Here is a 24,031-nt window from a genome sequence, read left to right as displayed (position 1 = left end):
GCCCCGCGACAGGGCGCCCCGGCCGTGGCGGTCGCCGAGCCCCCCGGAGCAGCGCGACCCCCCACGCCACGGCGTGGGGGGTCGCGTGCACCGTGGGGGCTCGACGGATCGGGGCCCGCGTGCGCGGGGACCCGGCGGGGCCGGAACGGCGGGGCGGGCCGGCGGTCAGGCGGGCCAGGTCTTCGCGACCAGGGTCAGCACGTCGTAGGTCGCCACGATCTCGTCGTGCTGGTTGTGCAGGATCGCGTCCCAGCAGACCTCGCCGTACTCGTCGGTGACCCGCGGGGTGATCTGCTTGGCGGTGAGGGTCACCCGGATGCTGTCGTCGTAGGTCACCGGGGTGATGAACCGCAGGTTCTCCAGCCCGTAGTTGGCCAGGACGGGGCCGGGGGCCGGCTCCACGAACAGTCCGGCCGCCCAGGAGACCAGCAGGTAGCCGTGGGCCACCCGCCGCGGGAAGAACGGGTTGGCCGTGGCGGCCTCCTCGTCGGTGTGCGCGTAGAAGGTGTCGCCGGTCCTCTCGGCGAACTCGGTGATGTCCTCGAGGGTCACGGTGCGCAGCTCGGAGGCGAACTGGTCGCCGATCCGCAGGGTCTCGAGGGACTTGCGGAACGGGTGCTCGCCGGTGCCGTTCTCGACCGCCTCGCGGGTCACGGTGTTCGCCGCGGCGCCCCGGTGCCACACGCCGGTCACGGCCGTGAGGATGTCCGGGGGGCCCTGGATCGCGGTGCGCTGCATGTAGTGCTTGACGCCGCGCACGCCGCCCAGCTCCTCGCCGCCGCCGGCGCGGCCCGGGCCGCCGTGGACCAGGTGCGGCATGGGGGAGCCGTGGCCGGTGGAGGTCCTGGCGTCCTGGCGGTTGAGGAAGTGCACGCGCCCGTGGTGGGAGCCGATGCCCGCGGTGAAGCGGGCGGCGGTCGCGCCGTCGTTCGTGCACACGGTCGCCACGAGGGAGCCGCCGCCGAGGGCGGCCAGCCGCACGGCGTCGTCGACGTCGGTGTAGCCGAGGACGGAGGTCACGGGGCCGAAGGCCTCGACGAAGTGCACCTCGGGGGTGTCCGGGTCGTCGAAGGACAGCACCGTGACGGGGAAGAACGCCCCCGCCTCGGTGTCGGCGTCGCCCACGGGGGCGTCCGGCCCGCCCAGGCGGACGGTGCCGCCGGCGGCGACCAGGCGCTGCACGGCCTTGCGGACCTCGCCCTGCTGCTCCTTGGAGGCCAGGGCGCCCATGGTGACGCCCTCGGTGCGGGGGTCGCCGATGACCACGCGCTGCCGCACGCGCTCGGCGACGGCCGCCACGACGTCCTCCACCCGGTCCTGCGGGACGATCACGCGCCGGATGGCCGTGCACTTCTGCCCGGCCTTGGACGTGATCTCGGTGAACACCGCCTTCACGAACGCCTCGAACTCCGGGGTCTCCGGGGTGGCGTCGGGGCCGAGGATCGCGGCGTTGAGGGAGTCGGTCTCGGCGGTGAAGCGCACCCCGCCGTTGATGACGTTGTCGTGCTGGCGCAGCGACTGCGCGGTGCCGGCGGAGCCGGTGAAGGCCACGTGGTCGCGGTAGTCTAGGTGGTCGAGCAGGTCCCGGGCGGAGCCGGAGATCAGCTGGAGCGAGCCCTCGGGCAGGATGCCGGAGTCGAGCATGAGGCGGACGCAGGCGGCCGTGACGTAGCCGGTGGGCGTCGCCGGCTTCACCACGGTCGGCATCCCCGCGATGAAGGCCGGGGCGAACTTCTCGAGCATCCCCCACACCGGGAAGTTGAACGCGTTGATCTGCACGGCCACACCGGGCATCCGGGTGTAGATGTGCTCGCCCAGGAAGGAACCGTCCTTGGAGAGCTGCTCCACGGCGCCGTCCACGATGACGTTGGCGTTGGGCAGCTCGCGCCGGCCCTTGGAGGAGAACGTGAAGAGGGTGCCGATGCCGCCGTCCACGTCGAAGAAGTGGTCCTTCAGGGTGGCCCCGGTCGAGTAGGAGAGGTCGTAGAGCTCCTGCTTGTGCTCGGTGAGGTACTGGGCGAGCTGCTTGAGCTTCAGCGCCCGCTCGTGGATGGTGAACTCCCCGAGGGCGCGCTGGCCCACGGTCCGGCCGTGCTCCACGGCCGAGGCGATGTCGATGCCGTCCGTGGACACGCGCGCCATGACCGCACCGGTCGAGGCATCGGCCACCTCCGTGACCTTCTGCGGGTTCTCCGGCGTCCACCACCGGCCGTTCAGGAAGCTGGGGAGGATGGTCTGGGTCTGTGTTGCCGTTGCCACGGTGCGTGGTCCTTTCGCTCGGGTGCGTGCGGGGGACGGTCCGTCGCCCGCATCCTGACCGATCGTTCGGTATTATGACCACGATAACCTACGTCACACGCCGGGACCACCGCCCCACGGTGGTCCCGCACCACGTCGTCGAGCCCCGAGGAGCGCCATGACCACGACCGAGACCCACGAGCCCTGGCGCATCGTGCTGGGCGAGCTCGACGAGAAGATGGGCGTCACCGTGCTCGAGGAGTCGGCGGAGCGCGTGGTCGCCTCCATGCCGGTCGAGGGCAACCGCCAGTCGCTGGGCCTGCTCCACGGCGGGGCCATGGTGGCGCTGGGCGAGGCCGTGGGCTCCTGGGCGGCGGTGATCCACGCGTCCACCCTCGGCAAGGTCGCCGTGGGCGTGGACGTCAACGCCACCCACCACCGGTCCTCCCGCGCGGGCACGGTGACCGCCACGGCCACCGCCCTGCAGCTCGGCCGGTCCCTCACGTGCCACGAGGTGGTCATCGAGCACGAGGACGGCGCGCGGCTGTGCACCGTGCGGATCACGAACTTCCTCAAGGACAGGCCGCAGCCGCCCGAGCAGACCGCGGAGTAGCCGGCCGGGAAGTAGGCCCGGACCCAGGCTGGGCAGTAGGTCCGGACCCAGGCTGGGCAGTAGGTCCGGACCCGGGCAGGGAGGCAGGGTCGGGCCCCGGCCGGGACGCAGTCCGGGAGCCGGGCCGGGACGCCGGGCGGGGCCGGGTGGAGCGCAGCCGGCCGGGAAGCAGGTCCGGGGCCGGATCAGGACGGGCGGCCGAGCCGCCGGCGCAGGGCGGCCAGCTCCTCGGGGGCCAGCCCGGCCTCCACGAGCCAGCGCGAGGCGTCGAACCCGGTCAGCAGCTCCTCGAGGGCCGCCCGGCGCTCCGCGAGCAGCGCGGTCAGCTCGCGCTCGGGGTGGTGGCGCTCCACGGGGTGGGGGACGGGCGAGACGCGGTGCCACTCGTTGATCCCGCGGGCGGCGGCCTCGTCCTCCGCGAGGAGGCGCTCCGGGGGCGCCCCGGCCAGCCCCAGGAGCAGCAGTGCGAGCACCCCGGTGCGGTCGCGGCCGGCCGAGCAGTGCACCACCACGGCGCCCTCGGCGTTCGCCACCGCCCGCACCGCGTCGGCGAGGAGGTCCGGGAACAGCCGCAGGTAGGCGCGGTAGCCGCGGGGGTGGTTGAGGTAGGGGGTGCCCACCAGCGGGAACTGCGGGTGGGCGGGGTCCTCGGTGGGGCGGTGCAGCACCGTGATGCCGGCGCGGGCGGCCGGGTCGTCCACGGGGTCCGTGGGCCGGCGGCGCCGCTCGTCGGCGTTGCGCAGGTCCACGACCGTGCGCACGCCGTCGGCGGCGGCGGCGCGCCAGCCGGCGGGGCTCAGCCGCTCGGAGCGGCCCATCCGCCACACGTCGCCCGCCAGCCGCCGGGCGTTGAGCGCGCCGTCCCAAGGGGCGGGGGCGCCGGGCTGTGCGTGCATGCCTCCCACCCTATGACCGGCGTCCGACGGCCCGCTCGCCCCGTGAGCCCATCTCGGACGCGCGAACTCACCGGTGCTGCCCGGGACGGCGGCATTCTTCGTGCGGTCCCGGGCAGCACCGGTGAGTTCGGCGGCAGGGGCGGGGGCTACTGGTCGTATGCGAAGAAGCCCTTGCCGGTCTTGCGGCCGAGCTCGCCCCGGGCCACCATGTCGCGCATCAGCTGCGGGGGCTCGAACCGCGGCCCGAGCTCGGAGGCGAGGTACTCGGCGATGCCCAGGCGCACGTCCAGGCCCACGATGTCCGTCAGCGCCAGCGGGCCGACCGGGAACTTGTAGCCCAGCACCATGGCGTTGTCGATGTCGGCGGGCGAGGCCACGCCCTCCTCGACCATCCGGATGGCCTCGAGCGCGATCGCCACGCCCAGCCGCGAGGAGGCGAAGCCGGGGGCGTCGTTGACGACCACCGCGGTCTTGCCGAGGCCCTCGACCCACTGCACCGAGAGCTGCCTGAGCTCCTCGCCGGTGTGCTTCGAGTTCACGACCTCCACGAGCTTCGAGGCCGGCACCGGGTTGAAGAAGTGCAGTCCGCAGAACCGCTCGGGGCGGGCCAGCTGCTCGGCCAGCCCGTCCACGGACAGCGACGACGTGTTGGTGGCCAGCCACGCCGTCCCGGCCAGGTGGCCCTCGACCTCCTGGAGGGCGGAGACCTTCAGGTCCCACACCTCGGGGACGGCCTCGACGACGAGCTCGCAGTCCGCGAAGTCGGCGTGGTCGAGGGAGACGGTCAGCTTCTCCGCCCACTCGTCCAGGTTGCCGTCCACGCTCCCGCGCTCCAGCGACTTGGCCAGGTCCCGCTCGATCCGCTCCCGGGCGGCCTCGGCGGCCTGCCCGTCGCGCTCCACCACGGTCACCTTCGCCCCGGCGAGCAGGAAGGCGTGGGCGATGCCCGCGCCCATGCGGCCTCCGCCCAGGACGCCGACGGCGGCGGGAACGGCCAGTGCGTGCTTCTCGGTCATGGTCCGGGTGCTCCTACTTCTTGTTCTTCTTGCGGTCCAGGAAGGCCTGCATGCGGTCGAACTTCGCCTGCGACTCGAAGAGCACGGCCTGGGCCAGCTCGTCGATGTGCGGGTGGGCGGACGGCGGGGCGGTGAAGACGCGCTTGGAGATCCGCACGGCCAGGGGGTCCTGGGCACCGATCCGGTCGGCGAGCGCGTGCGCGGCGCCGACGAGCTGCGCGGGCTCGTGCAGCTCGGTGACCAGGTGCAGGGCCAGGGCCTCGTCCGCGTCGAGGATCCGGCCGGCGAGCAGGATGTCCAGGGCGACGGCCTCGCCGACCAGCTCCTTGAGCCGCCACAGCCCGCCGGCGGCGGCGATGATCCCCAGGTTCGTCTCCGGCTGGCCGATCCGCAGGTGCGGGGTGGCGATGCGGAAGTCGGCCGCGTAGGCCAGCTCTGCGCCGCCGCCCAGGGCGTACCCGTCGATGGCGGCGATCACGGGCATGGGCAGCCTGTGGATGCGGTCGAAGACCTGGGAGTTGATCCCGGCCAGGGCGTCGTCCCGGCGCCGCTCGCGCAGCTGGGCGATGTCGGCGCCGGAGGCGAAGATCCCCTTGCCGTTCACCTCGGTGCCGGAGAGGATCAGGACCTTGGGATGCCGCTCCAGGTAGCCGCAGACCGTGTGCAGCTCCTCGACCATGGTCGCGTCGATCGCGTTGCGCACCGCGGGGCGGTCCAGGACCACGTGCAGGCGGTCCTCGCGCTCCTCGAGCCGCAGGGCGGCGAACTCTCCGCCGAGGATCTCGCTGGGGCCCACCATCAGAGCTTCTCCACGAGCATCGCGGTGCCCTGGCCCACGCCCACGCACATCGTGGCCAGGCCGCGGTCCGCGCCCTCGCGCTCCATCCGGCCCAGCAGCGTCACGACCAGCCGGGAGCCGGAGGAGCCCAGTGGGTGGCCGAGCGCGATGGCCCCGCCGTCGTTGTTCACGGTGCCCGCGTCGAGGCCGAGACGGCGGATGCAGGCGAGGGACTGGCTGGCGAACGCCTCGTTGAGCTCGACCGCCCCGAGGTCGTCGATGCCCCACCCGGTGCGCCCGAGCACCTTCTGCGTGGCGGGGACGGGGCCGATGCCCATGATCTCCGGGGGCACGCCGGCGGAGGCGCCGTCGACGATCCGGGCCCGGGGGGTCAGTCCGTACTTCTCGGCGGCGCGCTCGGAGACCACGAGGATCGCCGAGGCGCCGTCGTTGAGGGAGGAGGCGTTGCCGGCGGTGACGACCGTGCCGTGGTCGACCACGGGGCGCAGCTTGGCGAGGGCGTCCATCGTGGTGCCCGGGCGGGGGCCCTCGTCGGTGTCGACGACCGTCTCGGCGCCCTTGCGGCCCTTGACCGTGACCGGGACGATCTCGGGGGCGAAGCGCCCGGCGTCGATCGCGGCGATCGCCTTCTCGTGGGAGGCCACGGCGAACGCGTCGGCGTCCTCGCGCGAGATGCTGTCGACGATCGCGACCTCCTCGGCCGTCTCCGGCATCGAGTAGGTCATCTTGTCGTGCTTCTTGAACTCGGGGTTGGTGAAGCGCCAGCCGATCGAGGTGTCGAACACCTCGCCGGGCTTCGCGTACGCCTTGGCCGGCTTCTCCATCACCCAGGGGGCGCGGGACATGGACTCCACCCCGCCGGCGACGACGATGTCCGCGGCCCCGGCCTTGACCATGTGCGAGGCCATGATGATGGCCGAGAGCCCGGAGGCGCACAGCCGGTTGACGGTGATGCCGGGGACGGTGTCGGGGAAGCCGGCCAGCAGCCAGGCCATCCGGGCGACGTTGCGGTTCTCCTCGCCGGCGCCGTTGGCGTTGCCGAGGATCACCTCGTCGACGTCGTGCGGGTCGATCCCCGCGTCGGTCACCGCGTGCTTGACCACGAGGGCGGCGAGGTCGTCGGGGCGCACGCTCGCCAGCGCGCCGCCGTAGCGGCCCACGGGGGTGCGGGCCCCGCCGACGAGGAGGGCCTGAGGGGTTGAGGGCATGGAAGGAACTCCTGTCGCGACGGGGAGCGGCCGGCGTCCGGGCATCGTCGCCCGAATTTACTGACCGATCGTTCATCAAACCTTCCCACGCGGGCGCCCACGGGGTCAACAGAGCGCGCCGCCGCAATGGCCCGTGGGGTGCTCCCCGGCGCGGGAGCCGGGGGCTGCGGGCCGGACGCCGTGTCCCGGGAGGCCGCCGCCGGACCGCGGGCCCGTGAGATCCTGGCGTCCTCATCGCAGACACGAACCGGCGCCGCGCCGGGGTCACCGGAGGTGCAGGATGTCGTTCCAGGAGTCCATGGAGCTCGTCGGGGAGGCCGTCGACGTCGCCGGCGTCGTCGCCATCGTCATCGGGACGGTGGTGGCGAGCCTCCTGGCCCTCAGGGAGCTGCTGGGCCGCCGCGGCGGGGACCGCGGCACCTACGAGAGCTACCGGCAGCGGCTCGGCCGCTCGATCCTGCTGGGCCTGGAGCTGCTCGTGGCCGCGGACATCATCAAGACCGTCGCCATCACCCCCACGTTCGAGTCGGTGGGGGTGCTGGCGCTCATCGTGCTCGTGCGCACCTTCCTCAGCTGGTCCCTCGAGCTCGAGATCACGGGGCGGTGGCCCTGGCAGAAGGAGCACGGGGAACCCGCCCTCCGGTCCCCGCAGGCCGGGTAGGCCCGCCCGGGCCGTCAGGCCTCGGGCGGGTACTCCTCCGGGCGCAGGTCACGGCTGCACGGAACGCGGTGGCCGGGCGCCAGCTGGTTGGCGGCCCGTGCGAGGCCGTCCCGGTGCCGGGGCGGCAGGTACAGGGCGTGGTGCAGGTAGGCGTCGAGCTCCAGCTCCCCGACCTCTCCGCCCAGGTGGGCGTACCGCACCCACAGGTCGCGCGCTCCCAGTCCGCTGCTCGTCAGCGCGGCGCGGATCATCCTGGCCTGCGTCCTGGCGACCGTCCGATCGTCCATCCGACTCCTTCTGCCCGCTGCCACCAGGATATCGGGGACCGGGGCACGGGCAGCCCGCACGGGGGCACGGACCGGCCGACGGGGACCGCCCGCGTCTACAGCCTCCTGCCGGCGGTGAGGGAGGCGGACATGAACTCGGCGACGACCTGCTGGGAGATGGCCACGTCCAGGACGAAGACGCCCTCGTCGTGGGTGTCCAGCCAGTCGGCCAGGACGGTGAGATCGGCCAGGGAGGTGGCCTTGGTCCCGGCCGCGCCCATCGCCCGGCCCAGGGCGGCGAAGTCGACCTCGTCGATGAGCATCGCGGTGGGGTCCAGGCCCTTGGAGGCGTACTGGTGCAGCTCGGCGCCGTAGGCGGAGTCGTTGAGCACCACGACCACCCCGCGGCGGGTGGCGCGCAGGAAGGTCTCGAGGTCGGCCAGGCCCATCAGTCCGCCCCCGTCGCCGGAGACGAACACCGTGGTGCGCTCGGGGCGGGCGACCGAGACCCCGGCGGCGGAGCCGAAGCCCAGGCCGATGGACTGGAAGGCGGTGCCGACCAGGACCATGGCCTGCGGGTCGGGCACGCTCAGGTACATCGGGGCCCAGCCGATGAAGTGGCCCCCGTCCATCACCACCGAGCGTTGCGCCGGCAGGATGTCCTCGAGGGCCGCGACGACGGCGCGGGGGTTGAGCCGGCCGTCGGGGCCGAACTCGGCCGGGTCCTCCACGGGGGCGGAGCCGCGGAAGTCCTCGGTGGCGACCTCGGGGGCGGCCGCCCGCCAGGTGCGCTGCGGGTCGGCGGCCGGGATCCGGCCGGTGAGGGCCTCCAGGGCCGGGCCCAGGTCTGCGCGGACGTAGTCGGTGACCGGGGGCGTGCGGTCCTCGGGCTCGTTGTCGATGCGGATCACCCGGGTGTCCTCGCCGAAGAGCGTGCCGTAGCGCAGCTGGAAGGCGTTCAGCGAGGCCCCGGCGACCAGCACGAGGTCGGCCTGGCGGGCCAGGTCCAGGCGGTGGGCGCGGGTGAAGCCCCCGGCGATGCCCAGGTCCCAGGGGGAGTCGAAGATCCCGGTGGCCATCGCCGAGGTCATGAACAGGGCCCCGAGGCGGTCCCCGAGCTCGGTGAGGGCGGTGGCGGCCCCGGCCAGCAGCACCCCGCGCCCGGCCAGGATCAGCGGGCGGGCGGCGCCGCGCAGCAGGGCGGCGATGCGGTCGAGGTCCTCGGCCGGGGCGTTCCAGGCCGGCTTGCCCGGCAACGGATCCAGCTCCACCGGGTCCGCCAGCGCGGCGGTGGCGTGGTCGTAGGGGATCGCCAGCACCACGGGCTGGACCGTCTGGGCGGCCAGGTCGAAAGCCCGGTGGGTGATCGCGGCCGCGTTGTCGGGGCCGGCGACGAGGGTGGTGACCCCCACGGCGGCGGCCGCTCCGGTCTGGTCGATGTCGAAGGGGCGGGCGCCGGTGGTGGGGGCGTCGCCGACGACGAGGACCAGGGGGATGCGGGCCATCCGGGCCTCCGCCAGGGCGGTGTAGGTGTTGGTGAACCCGGCCCCGTAGGTGGTCGTGGCCGCCCCGACCCGCCCGGTGGCCCGGTGGTAGGCGTCGGCCATGGCCACGGTGGCGGCCTCGTGCCGGGCGGAGGTGAAGCCGAAGCCGCGGGAGGTCAGCGAGCTGATCAGGTGTGCGTTGCCGTTGCCCATCAGCCCGAACAGGTGCTCGGTGCGCTCGGCCAGCACGTCGGCCACTGCCGTCGAGACCGTGGGGAGCAGGGGATCGGTGGTCGTGCCGGTGGTGGTGTCGGCGGTCATGGAGGAGTCCTTTCGGCGGGGCTCCGGTGGGAGCCCCCGGGGTGGGAGCTGGGGTGTGCTCGGGGCGGGCCCGGCACGGGCGGAGCCGCCCGCCCGCACCCGTGGGTGCCGGCGGGCGGCTCGGTCGTGCGTGCCGGGGCCGAGGTCAGTCGCGCTGCTTCTCGGCGGCCTCCGCGGCGGCGAGGATCTCCGCGGCCTCGGGGTGCTCGGAGACGTAGTCCTGGTGCACGTCCTGGACGTGCAGGTCGATCTCCTGGATGTCCTTCGGGACCATGGACACGGCGATGAAGGAGACGATCGCGATGCCGGCGATGTAGACGCCGATGGTCCACGACATCCCGGTCTCGTTGAGCAGCAGCTGGGCGATCATCGGGGCGAACGCGCCGCCGATGATGGAGCCGAACGCGTAGCCGATCGAGACGCCCGAGTAGCGCACGCGGGCCGGGAACATCTCGGCGTAGAGCGCCGACTGCGGTCCGTAGGACGGGCCGAGGCCCACGGTGAGGATCACGATGGACAGGGCGAACAGCGGCAGGGACGCGGTGTCGAGCAGGAACCACATCGGCACGGCCCACAGGATGATGATCCCGTAGCCGATCTGGAAGGTGCGGACACGGCCGATCTTGTCGGAGATCCAGCCGCCGAACATCGTGAACACGAGCCAGCCCACGCCGCCGATGAGGGAGGCGATGAGGGTCTGGGACCGGGGCATGCCCAGCACGTTGGCGCCGTAGGAGGCGAAGAACGCGATGACCAGGTAGCCGGCGGCGTTGTTGGCGGCGAAGATCAGGGCCGCGAGGGTGACCTGCTTGGAGTTGTGCTTGAACAGCTGGCCCAGGGGAGCGGAGGACTCCTTCTTGCGCAGCTGCATCTCCTTGAACACCGGGGACTCGTCCACGGTCTTGCGGATCAGGTAGCCGACCACGATGAGCACCACGGAGGAGATGAACGGGATGCGCCAGCCCCAGGCCTGGAAGTCCTCGGGGGTCATCATCGAGGTGAGGGCGAACATGAAGGACGTGGCAAGCAGCATGCCCAGCGGCACGCCGATCTGCGGATAGGCGCCGAAGAGCCCGCGCTTGTTCCGCGGGGCGTGCTCCACGGACATCAGGGCGGCGCCGCCCCACTCGCCGCCGGCCGAGAAGCCCTGCATGACGCGCAGCAGCACCAGGAAGATCGGGGCCCAGACGCCGATCGTGGCGTAGGTGGGCAGCAGGCCGATCAGCATCGTGGCCGCGCCCATGCCCACGAGGGTGAGGACCAGGACGAGCTTGCGGCCGTACTTGTCGCCGAGGTGGCCGGCGACCACCGCGCCGAGCGGACGGAACAGGAAGCTGATGCCCAGGGAGGCCCACGCGACGACCTGGGCGAGGCCGGCGTTCTCCTCGGACAGCGGCGCGAAGTACAGCGGGGCCAGGACGAAGGCCGCGGCCTGGGCGTAGATGAAGAAGTCGTACCACTCGATGGTGGTGCCCACGAGGGTGCCGGCGAGGACCTTGCGCTCCTCGCGGGACATCTCGTGCCGCCCGGCCGGGGCGGATGAAGTGTGCGCCATGGGTTCTCCAGTGTGGTCGGGGACGGCGACGTCCTCGGCGGAACCGAACGGATTATGACCGAACGTTCGGTAGTTCAGGACGATACTACGGATGAAAGTGATGCCTGTCACCATCCGTGCGGAACGATCAATTCGTCGTCGGAAATGTGACGCGCCTCACCTGCGGGGGGCCGGTGGCGGCAGCCCGCCGCCGACCGCTCGGAGCCGCGCACGCCGGGACCGCGCCCGTCGGAACGCCGCCGGGCCCGGCCCTCGAGGAGGACCGGGCCCGGCGGCGCGAAGGGGCGTCGACAGCGGCGGCTCAGCGGTAGAGCCGCTCCGAGGCAAGGCGGGCGCCCTCGACGAGGGACTCGAGCTTGGCCCACGCGATCTGCGGGTGCAGGCGCCCGCCGAGCCCGCAGTCGGTCGAGGCGACGACGTTCTCGCGGCCCACCACGGAGGCGTACTGCTCGATCCGGTCCGCGACCAGCTCGGGGTGCTCCACCACGTTCGTCGAGTGCGAGACCACCCCGGGGATGATCACGCGGCCCTCGGGCAGCGGGTGGTCCCGCCAGACCTTCCACTCGTGGGCGTGGCGGGCCGAGGCGCCCTCGAAGGTGTAGCCGCCGGCGTTGATGGTCAGCATCAGGTCCACGAGGTGCTTCAGCTCGAGGTCCGTGGTGTGCGGGCCGTGCCAGGAGCCCCAGCACAGGTGGAAGCGGACCTGCTCCTCGGGGATCCCGCGCAGCGCGTGGTTGAGGGCCTCGACGCGCAGCCGGGTGAACGCCAGGTAGTCCTCGACCGTGGGCTCGGGGTTGATCTGGTCCCAGGACTCCGCGATGGAGGGGTCGTCGATCTGCACGGTCAGCCCGGCGTCCGTGATCGCCAGGTACTCCTCGCGCATCGCGTCGGCGCACGCGTACACGAGCTCCTCGTCGGTCTCGTAGTACTCGTTCGTCACCCGTGCCGCGGAGCCGGGGGAGAGGGCGGCGACGAACCCGGTCCCGGCGCCCGTGGCCTCCAGAGCGGCGCGGAGGTTGCGGACGTCCGAGGCCACGGCCTCCTGGCCGGTGTAGCGGAGCGGCCCGGTGATCTTGGGCTGCTTGGTCGAGGAGCGCCCGGTGAGGATGCCCGACGCCGGGTCCTCGTACGCCTCCCGGAAGCGCTCGCGGTCCCGGCGGTCCGGGAAGCTGGTGAGCACGATGTGGCCGGGCGAGGAGCGCTTCTTCTCCGTCGACGCCCACCGGTCCTCGTCGGAGGGGGTGAGGCCGCCGAGGCGGGAGAAGGAGTAGTTCCACCACGCGCCGTAGTCGACCGCGCTGGACATGGTGTGCCCGTACTCGCCGTCGTTCACGACGTCCAGGCCGATCTCGCGCTGCCGGCGCACCACGTCCTCGACGCCCGTGGCGAGCTCGGCGGTGAGCTGCTCGAACGTGATGGCGCCCTCGGCGTGCTGCTGGTTGGCCTCGAGCAGCCGCGGGGTGCGCGGCAGGGAGCCCACGTGGGTGGTCTGCACGTGGTCGGTGTTCTGCATGGTCATGGGTGTCCTCCTCGGGGACGGCGGGGACGGCGGGGACGGCGGGGGAGTCGGGTGGGGCCGGTCAGGGCCGGTCAGGGTCGGAGCCGGCGGGAGGCGAGCTCGGCGCCACCCCTCGCCCGGTTCGCCCCGAGCGGCGCCGGGGTCCGGGGGAGGGACCCGGCATGGGTCGTGCGGATGCGGTCGGTGCTGTGCGGCATGGGCCGTGCGTCCTTTCCATCGGTCCTGGCGGTAGCACCGGAGGCGGGACGGGAAGCCCTCGCCCGGGTTGCTGCGGCGTCGTCGAGCCAGATCTCTCGGCCGCTCTGGATGGTGACCGTCCCATCCAAGCGCACCCGTGCGCGCTGCGCCATCCGGCGCCCGGATGACGGACATGACGCCGTGTGACGCGACCCGGCGCGCGCTCCCGGGTGGCCCTGTCCTTCGCGAACATGGCCTGGATCACATACCGTGGCGGTGATCCGTGCCCCTCACCCCGCGGGCACGACGGACCAGAGGAAGGACCCCCATGTCCCAGACGCCCCCGCAGCAGGACCTCGAGGGCCGCGCGGCGCTCGTCACCGGTGGCGCGAGCGGCATCGGCCTGGCCGCCGCCCGGGCCCTCGCCGGCTCCGGCGCGCACGTGGTCGTGGCCGACGTCGACGAGGCCGGGGCGCGGCGCGTCGCGGACGAGCTCGGCGGCCGCGCGTGGGCCGTCGACCTGCTCGACACCGCGGCGCTCGCCGAGCTGAGCCTCGAGGTCGACGTGCTGGTCAACAACGCCGGCATCCAGAAGGTCGCCCCCCTGCAGGAGTTCGACCCCGCGGACTTCCACCGGATCCTGGTGCTGATGCTGGAGTCCCCGTTCCTGCTGGTGCGCGCCGCGCTGCCGCACATGTACGAGAGGGGCTGGGGGCGCGTCATCAACGTCTCCTCCGTGCACGGGCTGCGTGCGTCCCCCTACAAGAGCGCCTACGTCTCGGCGAAGCACGGCCTGGAGGGGCTGTCCAAGACCGTCGCGGTGGAGGGCGCGGCCCACGGGGTGACGAGCAACTGCATCAACCCCGGCTACGTGCGCACCCCGCTCGTCGAGAAGCAGATCACCGACCAGGCGAGGGTGCACGGGATCCCCGAGTCCGAGGTGGTCGAGCGGATCATGCTCGGCGAGACGCCGATCAAGAAGCTCGTGGACCCGGAGGACGTCGGCAGCCTGGTCGCGTGGCTGGCCGGACCGCACGCGTCCATGGTCACCGGGGCCTCCTACACGATGGACGGCGGCTGGACGGCGCGCTGAGCCCGCCCCACGCCGCGGCGGTGCGCTGCCGCGTCCGGACCGCCCGGCGGCCCGGCCCGCCCGCTGCCGGTCCGGACGGGCCCGGCGGCCCGGACGGTCCGCCGCCGGCCCGGTGCGCTCAGCGGTGGCCCAGCTCCCGGGAGAGCCGGTGGGCCTCCGTGAGCAGGGCCCGCCCCAGGGGCTGCCGGCGCTCGCCGGTGAACCGGGGCTCGATGCCCGTGAGGCTCAGCGCGTAGACCGGCGCCCCCGTCGCGTCGAAGACCGCCGCGGCCATGCCCCAGCTGCCCTCGACGATCAGCCCGGGGTTCACGGCGAAGCCCTCCCGCCGCACGTCCGCGAGCAGGGCCCGGATCCGCTCGGGCGTGTGGCCCGGACCCCAGTCGGCGCGGGCCCCGGCCGTCGCCGCGAGGATCCGGTCCACCTCCGGGTCGGGGAGGTGGGCCAGGATCGCCAGCCCCGCCGAGGCCACGCCCAGCGGCAGTCGCAGCCCTTCGTAGAGGACGTGGGAGCGGATCGGGAACGCCCCCTCCACGCGCGCCAGGCAGACGGTCTCGAGTCCGCGGCGGACCGACAGGAACGCGCTCTCGCCGGTGGCCTCCGCGAGCCGGCGCAGCGACGGCCCGGCCAGCTCGCGGATCGGATAGCGGTGGGCCGCGACCGCGCCCAGCACGTACAGCTCGGGGCCCAGCTGCCAGGCCCCCGTCCCCGCGGCGCGGTCCACGAGACCCTCCTCGGCCAGCCCCGTGAGCAGCCGGTGCACGGTGGGGCGGGTCAGCCCGGTCCCGGCCGCGAGCTCCGCCACGGTGCTGCCCTGCTCCCGGCCGGCCACGGCGCGCAGCAGCCGCGCCACCCGGTGGACCACCTGGGTGCCCGCACCCGTCGTCCGCTCCTGTCCCATGACTCCACTATATGGACACTCGGCCCACGAATGGCCGGATGCTGAGGTGAAGTCCTGCGTTTCCGCCGGTCCTGTTGACCGACATGTGGAGGCTCCCTAGATTGAGGTCTGAGTCACAGTCGCACGAGAGGGAGGGGCCAGGGTGTCCAAGGTCAGGGACAACGCCGCCGAGCTGCTGGCGGAGAGCCTGCGGGACGGCATGACGCTCGCCGTGGGCGGGTTCGGGCTCAGCGGGATCCCGCGGGATCTCATCGAGGCGGTGCGGGACTCCGGGGTCACGGACCTCACGGTGGTCTCCAACAACATGGGCGTGGACGGCAAGGGCCTCGGGGTCCTGCTCGAGAACCGGCAGGTCAGGAAGGTCCTCGCCTCCTACGTGGGCGAGAACAAGCTGTTCGCCCAGCAGTACCTGGACGGTGACCTCGAGGTCGAGTTCAACCCGCAGGGCACCCTGGCCGAGCGGCTCCGGGCCGGCGGCGCGGGCATCCCCGCCTTCTACACGAGGACCGGGGTCGGCACCCTCGTGGCCGAGGGCAAGCCGCACGCCGAGTTCGACGGCGAGACCTACGTGCAGGAGCGCGGCATCGTCGCCGACATCGCCCTGGTCCACGCCCACACCGGCGACTCCGACGGCAACCTCGTGTACCGCTACACCGCGCGCAACTTCAATCCGATCGTCGCGACCGCCGGGAAGGTCACCTTCGCGGAGGTCGAGCACCTCGTGGAGGTCGGGCAGATCCACCCGGACCACGTCGTGACCCCGGGCGTCTACGTCCAGCACGTCGCGCAGTACAGCGGCGCGCCCAAGGACATCGAGCAGCGCACCGTCCGCCCCCGCCCGGCCGGGCGGGCCGACCAGCAGAACGGAGACCAGGCATGAGCTGGACCCGCGACGAGATGGCGGCGATCGCCGCCGTGGAGCTCTCCGACGGCGACTACGTCAACCTCGGCATCGGCATCCCCACCCTCGTGGCCAACAACCTGCCCGAGGGCGTCAACGTGGTGCTCCAGTCCGAGAACGGCGTGCTCGGCATGGGCCCGTTCCCCTACGAGGGGGACGAGGACCCGGACCTCATCAACGCCGGCAAGCAGACGATCACGCTGCAGCCCGGGGCCTCGATCTTCGACTCCGCGACGTCCTTCGGGATGATCCGCGGCGGCCACGTGAAGATCGCGATCCTCGGCGCCATGCAGGTCTCCGGCACCGGCGACCTCGCCAACTGGATGATCCCCGGCAAGATGGTCAAGGGGATGGGCGGCGCCATGGACCTGGTGGCCGGCACCCCGCGTGTCGTCGTGCTGACCGAGCACGTGACCAAGGACGGCTCCGCGAAGATCAAGACCGAGTGCGACCTCCCGCTCACCGGCGTGCGCGTGGTCGACCGCGTCGTCACGGACCTGTGCGTGTTCGACGTCGAGGACGGCGGCCTCGTGCTGCGCAGCCTCGCCCCCGGGGTCACCGAGGAGGAGGTCCGGGCGAAGACCGAGGCGTCCTTCCGCACGGACCTGCGGGACGTCACCCCCGACACCGTCCCCACCGAGACCGCCGCCCCCGGCGGCGCTGAGGAGAACCGATGAGCACCCCCACCGACGTCGTCGTCCTGTCCGGCGCCCGCACGCCCCAGGGCAAGATCCTGGGCCACCTGGCGTCCTTCACCGCGGCCGAACTGGGCGCCCACGCCATCCGGGCCGCGCTCGAGCGCGCCGGGATCGCCCCCGAGCAGGTGGACTACGTGGTCATGGGCCACGTCCTGCAGGCCGGGGCCGGGCAGAACCCGGCCCGGCAGGCCGCGGTCTCGGCGGGCATCCCGCTGGACGTGCCCGCCGAGACCGTCAACAAGGTCTGTCTCTCCGGGCTCGTGGCCGTCACCAACGCCGCCCGGATGATCCGGGCGGGCGAGGCCGAGGTCGTCGTGGCCGGCGGCCAGGAGTCCATGACCAACACCCCGCACCTCGCGATGGGCGTGCGGCAGGGCAAGAGCTACGGCGACCTCAAGCTCGAGGACGCCGTGGCCAAGGACGGGCTCGTCGACGTCGCCGCGTGCGTGTCCATGGGCTCCCTCACGGAGTCCGGCAACGGCGAGCGCTCGATCTCCCGGGAGGAGCAGGACCGGGTCGCCGCCCAGAGCCACCGGCGCGCGGCGCGCGCCGCGGAGGACGGCGTCCTCCGCGACGAGATCGCCCCCGTGTCCGTCCCGCAGCGCAAGGGCGAGCCGCTGGTCGTCGACACCGACCAGGGCGTCCGGCCGGAGTCCACAGCGGAGTCGATGGCGAGGCTGCGCCCGGCCTTCGCGAAGGACGGCACCATCACGGCCGGCAACTCCTCGCCGCTCTCGGACGGCGCGGCCGCCCTGGTCCTGGCCAGCCGCGAGTACGCCGAGCGCCACGGCCTCGAGCACCTCGCCGTGGTCGGGGCCCCCGGCCAGGTGGCCGGGCCCGACACCTCGCTGCACTCCCAGCCGTCCCGCGCGATCGAGGCGGCCGTGGCGAAGGCCGGCTGGTCCGTGCAGGACCTGGACTTCATCGAGATCAACGAGGCGTTCGCGTCCGTGCTGATCCAGTCCCTGCAGGACCTCGACTACCCGGAGGAGAAGGCCAACATCCACGGCGGCGCCGTGGCCGTCGGCCACCCCATCGGCGCCTCCGGGGCGCGCCTGGCGCTGCACGCGGCGTTCGAGCTCTCCCGCCGCGGGTCCGGCAGGGCCGCCGTGTCGCTGTGCGGGGGCGGTGGCCAGGGCGAGGCGCTGCTGCTCTACCGCGACTGACGCCCGCCGCGCCCGGCGGGCCGGCCGCTCACGCGGTGCGCTCCGGGACGCCGCGGTCGCTGCCCGGGCGCAGTAGGTCGGCGCTCGAGGGCACGCGCGGGTGGTAGCGGCGGTCGAGCAGGGTGTTGGCCGCCCAGGACAGCAGGTCCCGCTCCCGCGTCGGCAGCTCCAGGCACTGGTGCAGGTACGCGCCGACCTCGAGCTCGTCGGCGCTCCCGCCGAGGCTGAGGTAGCGGACCCAGAGCCGGCGGTGCTTGATCGACGCCCGCTCGAGCGCCTGGTGCAGTCTGACGGCCTGTTCCCGGCCCAGGGAGTCGTCCATCGTGGTTCCTTCCGTGCGGTGCGGGGGGATGTGGGGCCGGGGGCTCGTGCCCCCGCGCTCACGGGTTCCACGGTAGGAAAGCGGCCGCTCCGGAGCCACGGTATTCGCGGAGGCACAGCATTGTGTCCCTGTGTGAGGAAACGTCCGGCTCGCACCCAGGTCACGCCAAGACGGGCTCGCGGTCCGGCCCGCTGTCCCGCACCCCGCCTCCGCGGTCCCACCGGGCACGCCCGGTGGGACCGCGGACGGACCGTCCGACGCCGGGCAGGGGCGGCGGGTCAGGAGGCGAGGAGCGCCCCGTAGAGCTCCTCGAAGCGGGCGCGGACGGCGCGGTAGTGCTCGGCGCGCCCGGGCTCCGGCTCGTGCTCGGGCCCGTAGGGCGGGCGGGCCCGTTCGACGTCCGGGGCCAGCGTCTCGAGGGCGAGCAGGGCCGTGCCGCGCAGCGTCGCGCGCTTGAACTCGGCCCGCGCCACGGGCTTGCCCAGGGTGTCGGCCAGGATCTGCATCAGCCCGGGCACGTCCTGGGACGCGCTGCCCGAGGCCACCACGCGCTCCACGCCGCCGGCGACGTCCTCGAGCTGGTCGGCCACGCGTGCGTAGGAGGCCGCCACGCCCTCCAGGACGCCCCGCGCCAGGTCCGCCCCGGTGGAGGAGGCGGTCACGTCGGCCAGCACCGCGCGGGCCCCGCCCGCCCACCCGGTCGAGCGCTCACCGGTGAAGAAGGGCAGCACCACGGGGGTGCCCTCGGCGGCCTCGGCCTCGGCGACGTCCTGCAGCGTGGTGCCCTCCGGCAGGGCGACCGTGTCCTCGAGCCAGCGGATCGCCCGTCCCACGTCGTTGAGGGCCCCGCCCAGCAGGCACCGCCGCGCGTCGACGCGGTAGCACCACAGCCCGCTCGGCACCCGCTCCGGGATCCCGTGCAGCAGCACGCGCGCGGCCCCGGAGGTCGCGGCCGAGACCACCAGGGTCGAGGCGTCGGCGCCGCCGGAGCCCAGGTTGGCGCTCAGCCCGTCGGCCACGGGCGCGAACCAGTGCGCCCCCTCGAGGGCGGGCCACCGCTCGGCCACGGAGACCGCGACGTCCGGGACGGGCTCGTGCGGATCGAGGACCGGGCTGAGCTGCTCGGCGTCCAGGCCGCAGGCCAGCAGCAGCGGCTCGTCCCACCGGCCCGTGCGCCGGTCCAGCATGCCGGTCCAGGCGGCCGTGGCGGTCCCGGCGCACGCGGTGCCGAGCAGGCGCAGGTGCACGTACTCGCCCAGGGACATCCACCGCCGCGCCCGCTCCCACGTCTGCGGGTCCGTCTCCCGGATCCAGCGCAGCCGCGGGGCCAGGTACGAGGTGTGCAGGCGGGCTCCGGTGCGCTGGAGGGCGGCGGGCTCGTCGAGCTCGGCGCGCAGCCCGGCCAGCTGCTCGGCGCACCGGGAGTCCGCGTAGGTGAAGCAGGGGGTCACGGCCTCGTCGTCGGCCCCGACGCCCACGAGCGAGGACGCGAAGGTGTCCAGGGCGACGCCGGCCACCCGGCCGGCAAGCGCGTGGTCGGCCAGGACCAGGTCGAGGATCCCGGCCAGCTCCTCGGTGACCTGGTCGGGGTCGATCACGGAGGTGCCGTCGGCCGCCGTGCGGAACTCGTGCTCGATCTTGTGCCGGTAGCCGAGCACCGGGGTCCCCGTGGCGTCGTGCAGCCCGCCGCGGCTGCCCGTCGAGCCGACGTCGAGGGCCATCACCAGCGGGTCGGCGGCGTCCTGCAGGTCCACGCTGAAGTCGGCGCCGTCGTCGGGCCGCGGGGGCTGCGAGTGCTTGCTCATGGGGCCCATCCTCCTGCGGGTCGTGTCGTGGCCCCAGTGTAGGAGCGGCGCCCGGTGCGATGGCCACATGCTGAGACGACCGTCCGGAAGACAGGCGTTGCGGCCCAGAAGCGTATTCTGGACGGCGGACCGCCGGCGGTCGCCCCCGGTGCTCCGCCCCCACGGGCCGCCCGCCCGGCCGCCGGACATCCACCGGACATCCTCGACCAAGGAGACGCAGCTCCGCCATGCCCCACCTCCGCTCCCGCACCTCGACCCACGGCCGCAACATGGCCGGTGCCCGCGCCCTGTGGCGCGCCACCGGCATGGGCGACGACGACTTCGGGAAGCCGATCGTCGCGATCGCGAACTCCTACACGCAGTTCGTGCCCGGCCACGTGCACCTCAAGGACATGGGCGACCTCGTGGCCTCGGCGATCCGGGAGGCCGGTGGGGTGGCGAAGGAGTTCAACACCATCGCGGTCGACGACGGCATCGCGATGGGCCACGACGGGATGCTCTACTCGCTGCCCTCCCGGGACATCATCGCGGACTCCGTGGAGTACATGGTCAACGCCCACCGGGCCGACGCCCTGGTCTGCATCTCCAACTGCGACAAGATCACCCCGGGCATGCTGCTGGCCGCGCTGCGGCTCAACATCCCGGTGGTCTTCGTCTCCGGCGGGCCCATGGAGTCCGGCGAGGCCGTCGAGGGCGTCGTGGAGCACCGCCTGGACCTCGTGGACGCGATGTCCATGGCCGTCGACGAGTCCGTCACCGACGAGCAGCTGGGCCAGATCGAGCGCAACGCCTGCCCCACCTGCGGGTCCTGCTCCGGCATGTTCACCGCCAACTCCATGAACTGTCTCACCGAGGCCCTCGGCCTGTCCCTGCCCGGCAACGGCACCACGCTGGCCACCCAGGTGGCCCGCAAGGAGCTCTTCCTCGAGGCCGGCCGCCGGGTGGTGGACCTGTGCTGCCGGTACTACGAGCAGGACGACGAGTCCGTGCTCCCGCGCAACATCGCCACGAAGGCGGCGTTCGAGAACGCCATGGCCCTCGACATCGCCATGGGCGGGTCCACCAACACGATCCTGCACATCCTCGCCGCCGCCCAGGAGGGCGAGGTGGACTTCACCCTCCCGGACATCGACGACCTGTCCCGCCGGGTGCCCTGCCTGTGCAAGGTCGCGCCCAACTCCACGCGGTTCCACATCGAGCACGTGCACCGTGCGGGCGGGATCCCCGCGATCCTCGGCGAGCTGCGCCGGGCCGGGCTGCTCAACGAGGACGTGCACACGGTGCACGCCCCGGACCTGGCCACCTGGCTGGACGAGTGGGACGTCCGCGGCGGCCGGTCCTCGGAGCGCGCCCGGCGGCTGTTCCACGCCGCGCCCGGCGGCGTGCGCACCACGCAGGCGTTCTCCACGGCCAACACGTTCGAGTCCCTCGACCTCGACGGCGAGGACGGCTGCATCCGCTCCGTGGCGCACGCCTACACCCAGGACGGCGGGCTGGCGATCCTCTACGGCAACATCGCCGAGGACGGAGCGGTCATCAAGACCGCCGGCATCGACGAGGAGCTGTTCCACTTCGTCGGCAAGGCCTTCGTGGTCGAGTCCCAGGACGAGGCCGTGTTCGAGATCCTGTCCAAGAACGTGCAGCCCGGCGACATCGTGGTCATCACCCACGAGGGCCCCAAGGGTGGCCCGGGCATGCAGGAGATGCTCTACCCGACCTCCTACCTCAAGGGCCTCGGTCTGGGCCGGGAGTGCGCGCTCGTCACCGACGGCCGCTTCTCCGGCGGCACCTCCGGCCTCTCCATCGGGCACATCTCCCCGGAGGCCGCCGCCGGCGGCGCCGTGGGGCTCGTCGAGACCGGCGACGAGATCGAGATCGACGTCGCCCGGCGCGTGCTGCGCGTGAACGTGGACGACGCCACGCTCGCCGCCCGCCGGCAGGCCCGGGGCCCCGCGCCCTGGTACCCCACGAAGCCGCGCGAGCGCCAGGTCTCCAAGGCGCTGCGGGCCTACGCCTCGATGGTCACCTCCGCGGACAAGGGAGCCGTGCGCGTGATCTGATCCGCGCCGCCCGTCCCGCGAGGTCGCGGCCGACGGCGACCGGGCACCGTCCGGTCGCCGTCGGCCGCGACCTCGGCGCAGACCGAGGGGGACGAGACGCCGGTCACGTCCACTAGAGTTCCGTCGGGGCGCGCGACCGCTGCGCCCGGTCGTTCACGCGGACCCCCGCAGACCCCACGCCGGGGACCGCGTCGTCACAGTTCGGAGCTGCAATGGAACTCGTCACCGATCTCGTCGGCACCCTCGGCGGCTGGGTGTGGAACGTGGTCTTCGCCATCCTCATCGGGGTGGGCCTCTACCTGACCGTCCGCACCGGTGTGGTGCAGCTGCGGCTGGTCCCGGAGATGTTCCGGGTGCTGGGCGACAAGCCCGGCCTGGCCGAGGACGGCAAGAAGGGCATCTCCGCGTTCCGGGCCTTCACCGTCTCCGCCGCGTCCCGCGTGGGCACCGGCAACATCGCCGGCGTCGCGATCGCCATCAGCCTGGGCGGGCCGGGCGCCGTGTTCTGGATGTGGGTGATCGCCGGGATCGGCGCCGCGAGCGCGTTCACGGAGTCCCTGCTGGGCCAGCTGTACAAGATCAAGGCCCCCACCGGGTACGTGGGCGGACCCGCCTACTACATGGAGCGCGGCATCGGCGCGCGCTGGATGGGGCTGCTGTTCGCCGTCGTCATCACCCTGACCTACGGGTTCGTGTTCAACTCCGTGCAGTCCAACTCGATCGTGGACGCGCTGGGCGGCTCGCTCGGCGTGGACGTCGCCGCCGCCGAGGTCCTGTGGTTCCGGATCCTGGTCGGCGCGGTGCTCGTCGGGCTGACCGCGGCGATCATCTTCGGGGGCATCCGCAGGATCTCCGCGGTCTCCGAGATCGTCGTCCCGTTCATGGCCGTGCTCTACGTCCTGCTGGGCCTGCTCGTGGTCGTGCTGAACGTCGGCGAGGTCCCCGCGGTGCTCGGCCAGATCCTGGAGGGGGCCTTCGGCATCCGCGAGTTCGTCACCGGCGGGCTCATCGGCGTCATCATCCAGGGCATGAAGCGCGGCCTGTTCTCCAACGAGGCCGGCATGGGCTCCGCCCCCAACGCCGGGGCCACCGCGTCCGTGTCCCACCCCGCCAAGCAGGGCTTCCTGCAGGCGCTCGGCGTGTACTTCGACACCTGGCTGATCTGCTCGATCACCGCGTTCATCGTGCTCCTCTCGGACCCCGAGCTCGGCGGCCGGGAGGGCGCGTCCCTCACCCAGTCCGCGCTCGCCCTGCAACTGGGCAACTGGGCGGTGCACTTCCTGACCGTGGCGATCTTCCTCTTCGCGTTCACGTCCGTGATCGGCAACTACTACTACGGCGAGTCCAACATCCGCTTCCTCACGGGCTCGGCCGCGGCGATGACCGCCTACCGCGTGCTCGTGCTGGTGTTCGTCTTCGGCGGTGCCGTGCTGGCCCTGGACCTCGTCTGGTCCCTGGCAGACCTGTTCATGGCGGTCATGGCCACCATCAACCTGGTGGCCCTGGTCCTGCTCTCCGGCGTGGCCGTCCGGGTGCTCAAGAACTACGAGGCCCAGCGCCAGCAGGGGGTCGAGCCGATCTTCCACAGCGGCGACGTCCCGGGTCTGTCCGGACTGGGCGCCTGGGACGGCACGGACGTGGTGACCACCCGCGCCTACTGGGAGGACCGCGTGGCCGAGCGCGCCCGCTGAGCGGACCGGTGCGGACGCCCTGCGTGGTGCCGTCCGCGCCGGACGCTCTACAGTGACAGCATGGAATCTCGAACCCAGATGACCGCCACGGAGCTCCGACAGCTCCAGGCTCCCCTCAAGGACCGCTACCGGGAGGACCCCGGGGCGGCGCGCACGCCCCTGCACTCCCAGGGCGACTTCCGGGACCCCGGACTGACCTGCACGGTCGACACCTGGGCGGGCCCCGTGCGGGGCGGACCGCACGCCGCCACCGGCGGGGACGGCAGCGACGCCTGCTCCGGGGACATGCTCCTCGACGCCCTCCTGGCCTGCGCCGGGGTGACCCTGCGCAGCGTGGCCACCGCCATGGGCGTGGAGGTGCGCTCGGCCGAGCTGACCGCCGACGGCATGTTCGACGCCCGCGGCACGCTGGGCGTCGACCGGACCGTGCCCGTCGGGGTCCAGGACGTCGTGGTGACCGCCCGGGTGGACGCGGAGGTCGACGACAGCGCGCTGGAGCGCCTCGCGCGGGCCACGGAGCGCTACTGCGTGGTCAGCCAGAGCCTGAAGGCGGACGTGCGGTTCGTCCTCGAGCGCGCGTAGCGGCCTGCCGCTCGCGGCGCGGAACGGTCCCGGAGGCCCCAGGCCTCCGGGACCGTTCCGCG

21 protein-coding genes and 1 riboswitch are annotated in these 24,031 nt (G+C 73.2%); of the genes, 9 read left to right on the top strand and 12 right to left on the bottom strand.

Annotated elements, in window-relative coordinates:
* Window positions 1-165: 165 nt before the first annotated feature.
* The gene (gene paaZ, locus ACPYN7_RS03690) at window positions 166-2,259 is read right to left on the bottom strand and encodes a phenylacetic acid degradation bifunctional protein PaaZ (protein ID WP_424346721.1); all 2,094 of its coding nucleotides are present in this window, start codon (window positions 2,257-2,259) and stop codon (window positions 166-168) included.
* 157 nt (window positions 2,260-2,416) lie between these two features.
* Here paaZ and ACPYN7_RS03685 point away from each other — a divergent pair, with 157 nt between their 5' ends.
* Window positions 2,417-2,851, top strand: a complete 435-nt coding sequence (locus ACPYN7_RS03685; protein WP_424346720.1) for a hotdog fold thioesterase — start codon at window positions 2,417-2,419, stop codon at window positions 2,849-2,851.
* A gap of 185 nt (window positions 2,852-3,036) precedes the next feature.
* On the opposite strand, the gene ACPYN7_RS03680 is transcribed toward ACPYN7_RS03685, so the two are convergent.
* The 4 genes from ACPYN7_RS03680 to ACPYN7_RS03665 form a co-directional block, all read right to left on the bottom strand.
* A complete protein-coding gene (locus tag ACPYN7_RS03680) occupies window positions 3,037-3,747 on the bottom strand; it encodes a tyrosine-protein phosphatase (RefSeq protein ID WP_424346719.1) in 711 nt (236 codons plus the stop codon).
* Window positions 3,748-3,893: 146 nt separating this feature from the next.
* Window positions 3,894-4,763 (bottom strand): 3-hydroxyacyl-CoA dehydrogenase family protein, encoded by an 870-nt coding sequence (locus tag ACPYN7_RS03675; RefSeq protein WP_058875434.1) that lies wholly within the window; start codon window positions 4,761-4,763, stop codon window positions 3,894-3,896.
* 13 nt (window positions 4,764-4,776) lie between these two features.
* Window positions 4,777-5,562, bottom strand: a complete 786-nt coding sequence (locus ACPYN7_RS03670) for an enoyl-CoA hydratase/isomerase family protein (protein ID WP_424346718.1) — start codon at window positions 5,560-5,562, stop codon at window positions 4,777-4,779.
* The gene (locus tag ACPYN7_RS03665) at window positions 5,562-6,770 is read right to left on the bottom strand and encodes a thiolase family protein (RefSeq protein ID WP_058875432.1); all 1,209 of its coding nucleotides are present in this window, start codon (window positions 6,768-6,770) and stop codon (window positions 5,562-5,564) included. Before ACPYN7_RS03665 ends, ACPYN7_RS03670 begins: the two co-directional genes overlap by 1 nt.
* 280 nt (window positions 6,771-7,050) lie before the next feature.
* Between ACPYN7_RS03665 and ACPYN7_RS03660 the strand changes: the two genes are divergently transcribed.
* Window positions 7,051-7,431, top strand: coding sequence for a DUF1622 domain-containing protein (locus ACPYN7_RS03660; protein ID WP_058875431.1), 381 nt, complete (start codon window positions 7,051-7,053; stop codon window positions 7,429-7,431).
* Between the two features lie 14 nt (window positions 7,432-7,445).
* Here the strand turns inward: ACPYN7_RS03660 and ACPYN7_RS03655 are convergent, their stop codons facing one another.
* The 4 genes from ACPYN7_RS03655 to ACPYN7_RS03640 form a co-directional block, all read right to left on the bottom strand.
* On the bottom strand, window positions 7,446-7,718 hold the full coding sequence (locus ACPYN7_RS03655) for a hypothetical protein (RefSeq protein ID WP_058875430.1): 273 nt from the start codon (window positions 7,716-7,718) through the stop codon (window positions 7,446-7,448).
* A 95-nt stretch (window positions 7,719-7,813) separates the two neighbouring features.
* Complete coding sequence (locus tag ACPYN7_RS03650) at window positions 7,814-9,502, bottom strand: thiamine pyrophosphate-binding protein (RefSeq protein WP_058875429.1); 1,689 nt, start codon at window positions 9,500-9,502, stop codon at window positions 7,814-7,816.
* A gap of 145 nt (window positions 9,503-9,647) precedes the next feature.
* Window positions 9,648-11,057, bottom strand: coding sequence for an MFS transporter (locus tag ACPYN7_RS03645; protein WP_058875428.1), 1,410 nt, complete (start codon window positions 11,055-11,057; stop codon window positions 9,648-9,650).
* 301 nt (window positions 11,058-11,358) lie between these two features.
* On the bottom strand, window positions 11,359-12,576 hold the full coding sequence (locus ACPYN7_RS03640; RefSeq protein ID WP_424346717.1) for a cobalamin-independent methionine synthase II family protein: 1,218 nt from the start codon (window positions 12,574-12,576) through the stop codon (window positions 11,359-11,361).
* A gap of 210 nt (window positions 12,577-12,786) precedes the next feature.
* Window positions 12,787-12,889, bottom strand: a riboswitch (SAM riboswitch).
* 192 nt (window positions 12,890-13,081) lie between these two features.
* Here ACPYN7_RS03640 and ACPYN7_RS03635 point away from each other — a divergent pair.
* Entirely contained in the window at window positions 13,082-13,846 is a 765-nt protein-coding gene (locus tag ACPYN7_RS03635; RefSeq protein ID WP_424346716.1) for a 3-hydroxybutyrate dehydrogenase, read from the top strand.
* A 118-nt stretch (window positions 13,847-13,964) separates the two neighbouring features.
* On the opposite strand, the gene ACPYN7_RS03630 is transcribed toward ACPYN7_RS03635, so the two are convergent.
* Complete coding sequence (locus ACPYN7_RS03630) at window positions 13,965-14,744, bottom strand: IclR family transcriptional regulator (RefSeq protein ID WP_424346715.1); 780 nt, start codon at window positions 14,742-14,744, stop codon at window positions 13,965-13,967.
* Window positions 14,745-14,886: 142 nt separating this feature from the next.
* On the opposite strand from ACPYN7_RS03630, the gene ACPYN7_RS03625 reads away from it, so the two are divergent.
* The 3 genes from ACPYN7_RS03625 to ACPYN7_RS03615 are packed head-to-tail and all read left to right on the top strand — an operon-like array spanning window position 14,887 to window position 17,509.
* A complete protein-coding gene (locus tag ACPYN7_RS03625) occupies window positions 14,887-15,624 on the top strand; it encodes a CoA transferase subunit A (protein WP_058875424.1) in 738 nt (245 codons plus the stop codon).
* The gene (locus ACPYN7_RS03620; RefSeq protein ID WP_058875423.1) at window positions 15,621-16,322 is read left to right on the top strand and encodes a 3-oxoacid CoA-transferase subunit B; all 702 of its coding nucleotides are present in this window, start codon (window positions 15,621-15,623) and stop codon (window positions 16,320-16,322) included. Before ACPYN7_RS03625 ends, ACPYN7_RS03620 begins: the two co-directional genes overlap by 4 nt.
* The gene (locus ACPYN7_RS03615) at window positions 16,319-17,509 is read left to right on the top strand and encodes an acetyl-CoA C-acetyltransferase (protein WP_424346714.1); all 1,191 of its coding nucleotides are present in this window, start codon (window positions 16,319-16,321) and stop codon (window positions 17,507-17,509) included. The genes ACPYN7_RS03620 and ACPYN7_RS03615 overlap by 4 nt, the downstream gene beginning before the upstream one ends.
* A 28-nt stretch (window positions 17,510-17,537) precedes the next feature.
* On the opposite strand, the gene ACPYN7_RS03610 is transcribed toward ACPYN7_RS03615, so the two are convergent.
* Together ACPYN7_RS03610 and ACPYN7_RS03605 are read right to left on the bottom strand one after the other, a co-directional pair.
* The gene (locus ACPYN7_RS03610; protein ID WP_058875421.1) at window positions 17,538-17,831 is read right to left on the bottom strand and encodes a hypothetical protein; all 294 of its coding nucleotides are present in this window, start codon (window positions 17,829-17,831) and stop codon (window positions 17,538-17,540) included.
* Between the two features lie 278 nt (window positions 17,832-18,109).
* Entirely contained in the window at window positions 18,110-19,636 is a 1,527-nt protein-coding gene (locus ACPYN7_RS03605; RefSeq protein WP_424346713.1) for a gluconokinase, read from the bottom strand.
* Window positions 19,637-19,863: 227 nt separating this feature from the next.
* Here ACPYN7_RS03605 and ilvD point away from each other — a divergent pair, with 227 nt between their 5' ends.
* From ilvD to ACPYN7_RS03590, 3 genes are all read left to right on the top strand, one after another.
* Window positions 19,864-21,696: a dihydroxy-acid dehydratase gene (gene ilvD, locus ACPYN7_RS03600; RefSeq protein ID WP_424346712.1), complete on the top strand. Its 1,833-nt coding sequence runs from the start codon at window positions 19,864-19,866 to the stop codon at window positions 21,694-21,696.
* 212 nt (window positions 21,697-21,908) lie between these two features.
* Window positions 21,909-23,387, top strand: coding sequence for an alanine/glycine:cation symporter family protein (locus ACPYN7_RS03595; RefSeq protein ID WP_424346711.1), 1,479 nt, complete (start codon window positions 21,909-21,911; stop codon window positions 23,385-23,387).
* Between the two features lie 60 nt (window positions 23,388-23,447).
* Window positions 23,448-23,969 (top strand): OsmC family protein, encoded by a 522-nt coding sequence (locus ACPYN7_RS03590; protein WP_424346710.1) that lies wholly within the window; start codon window positions 23,448-23,450, stop codon window positions 23,967-23,969.
* Window positions 23,970-24,031 lie beyond the last annotated feature (62 nt).

Origin of the sequence: Kocuria sp. CH-021 (assembly GCF_049716185.1) — a bacterium.
Lineage (GTDB): Bacteria > Actinomycetota > Actinomycetes > Actinomycetales > Micrococcaceae > Kocuria > Kocuria cellulosilytica.
The sequence above is the reverse complement of the archived record's forward strand: the minus strand, read 5'-3'. Positions and strand labels throughout refer to the sequence as shown.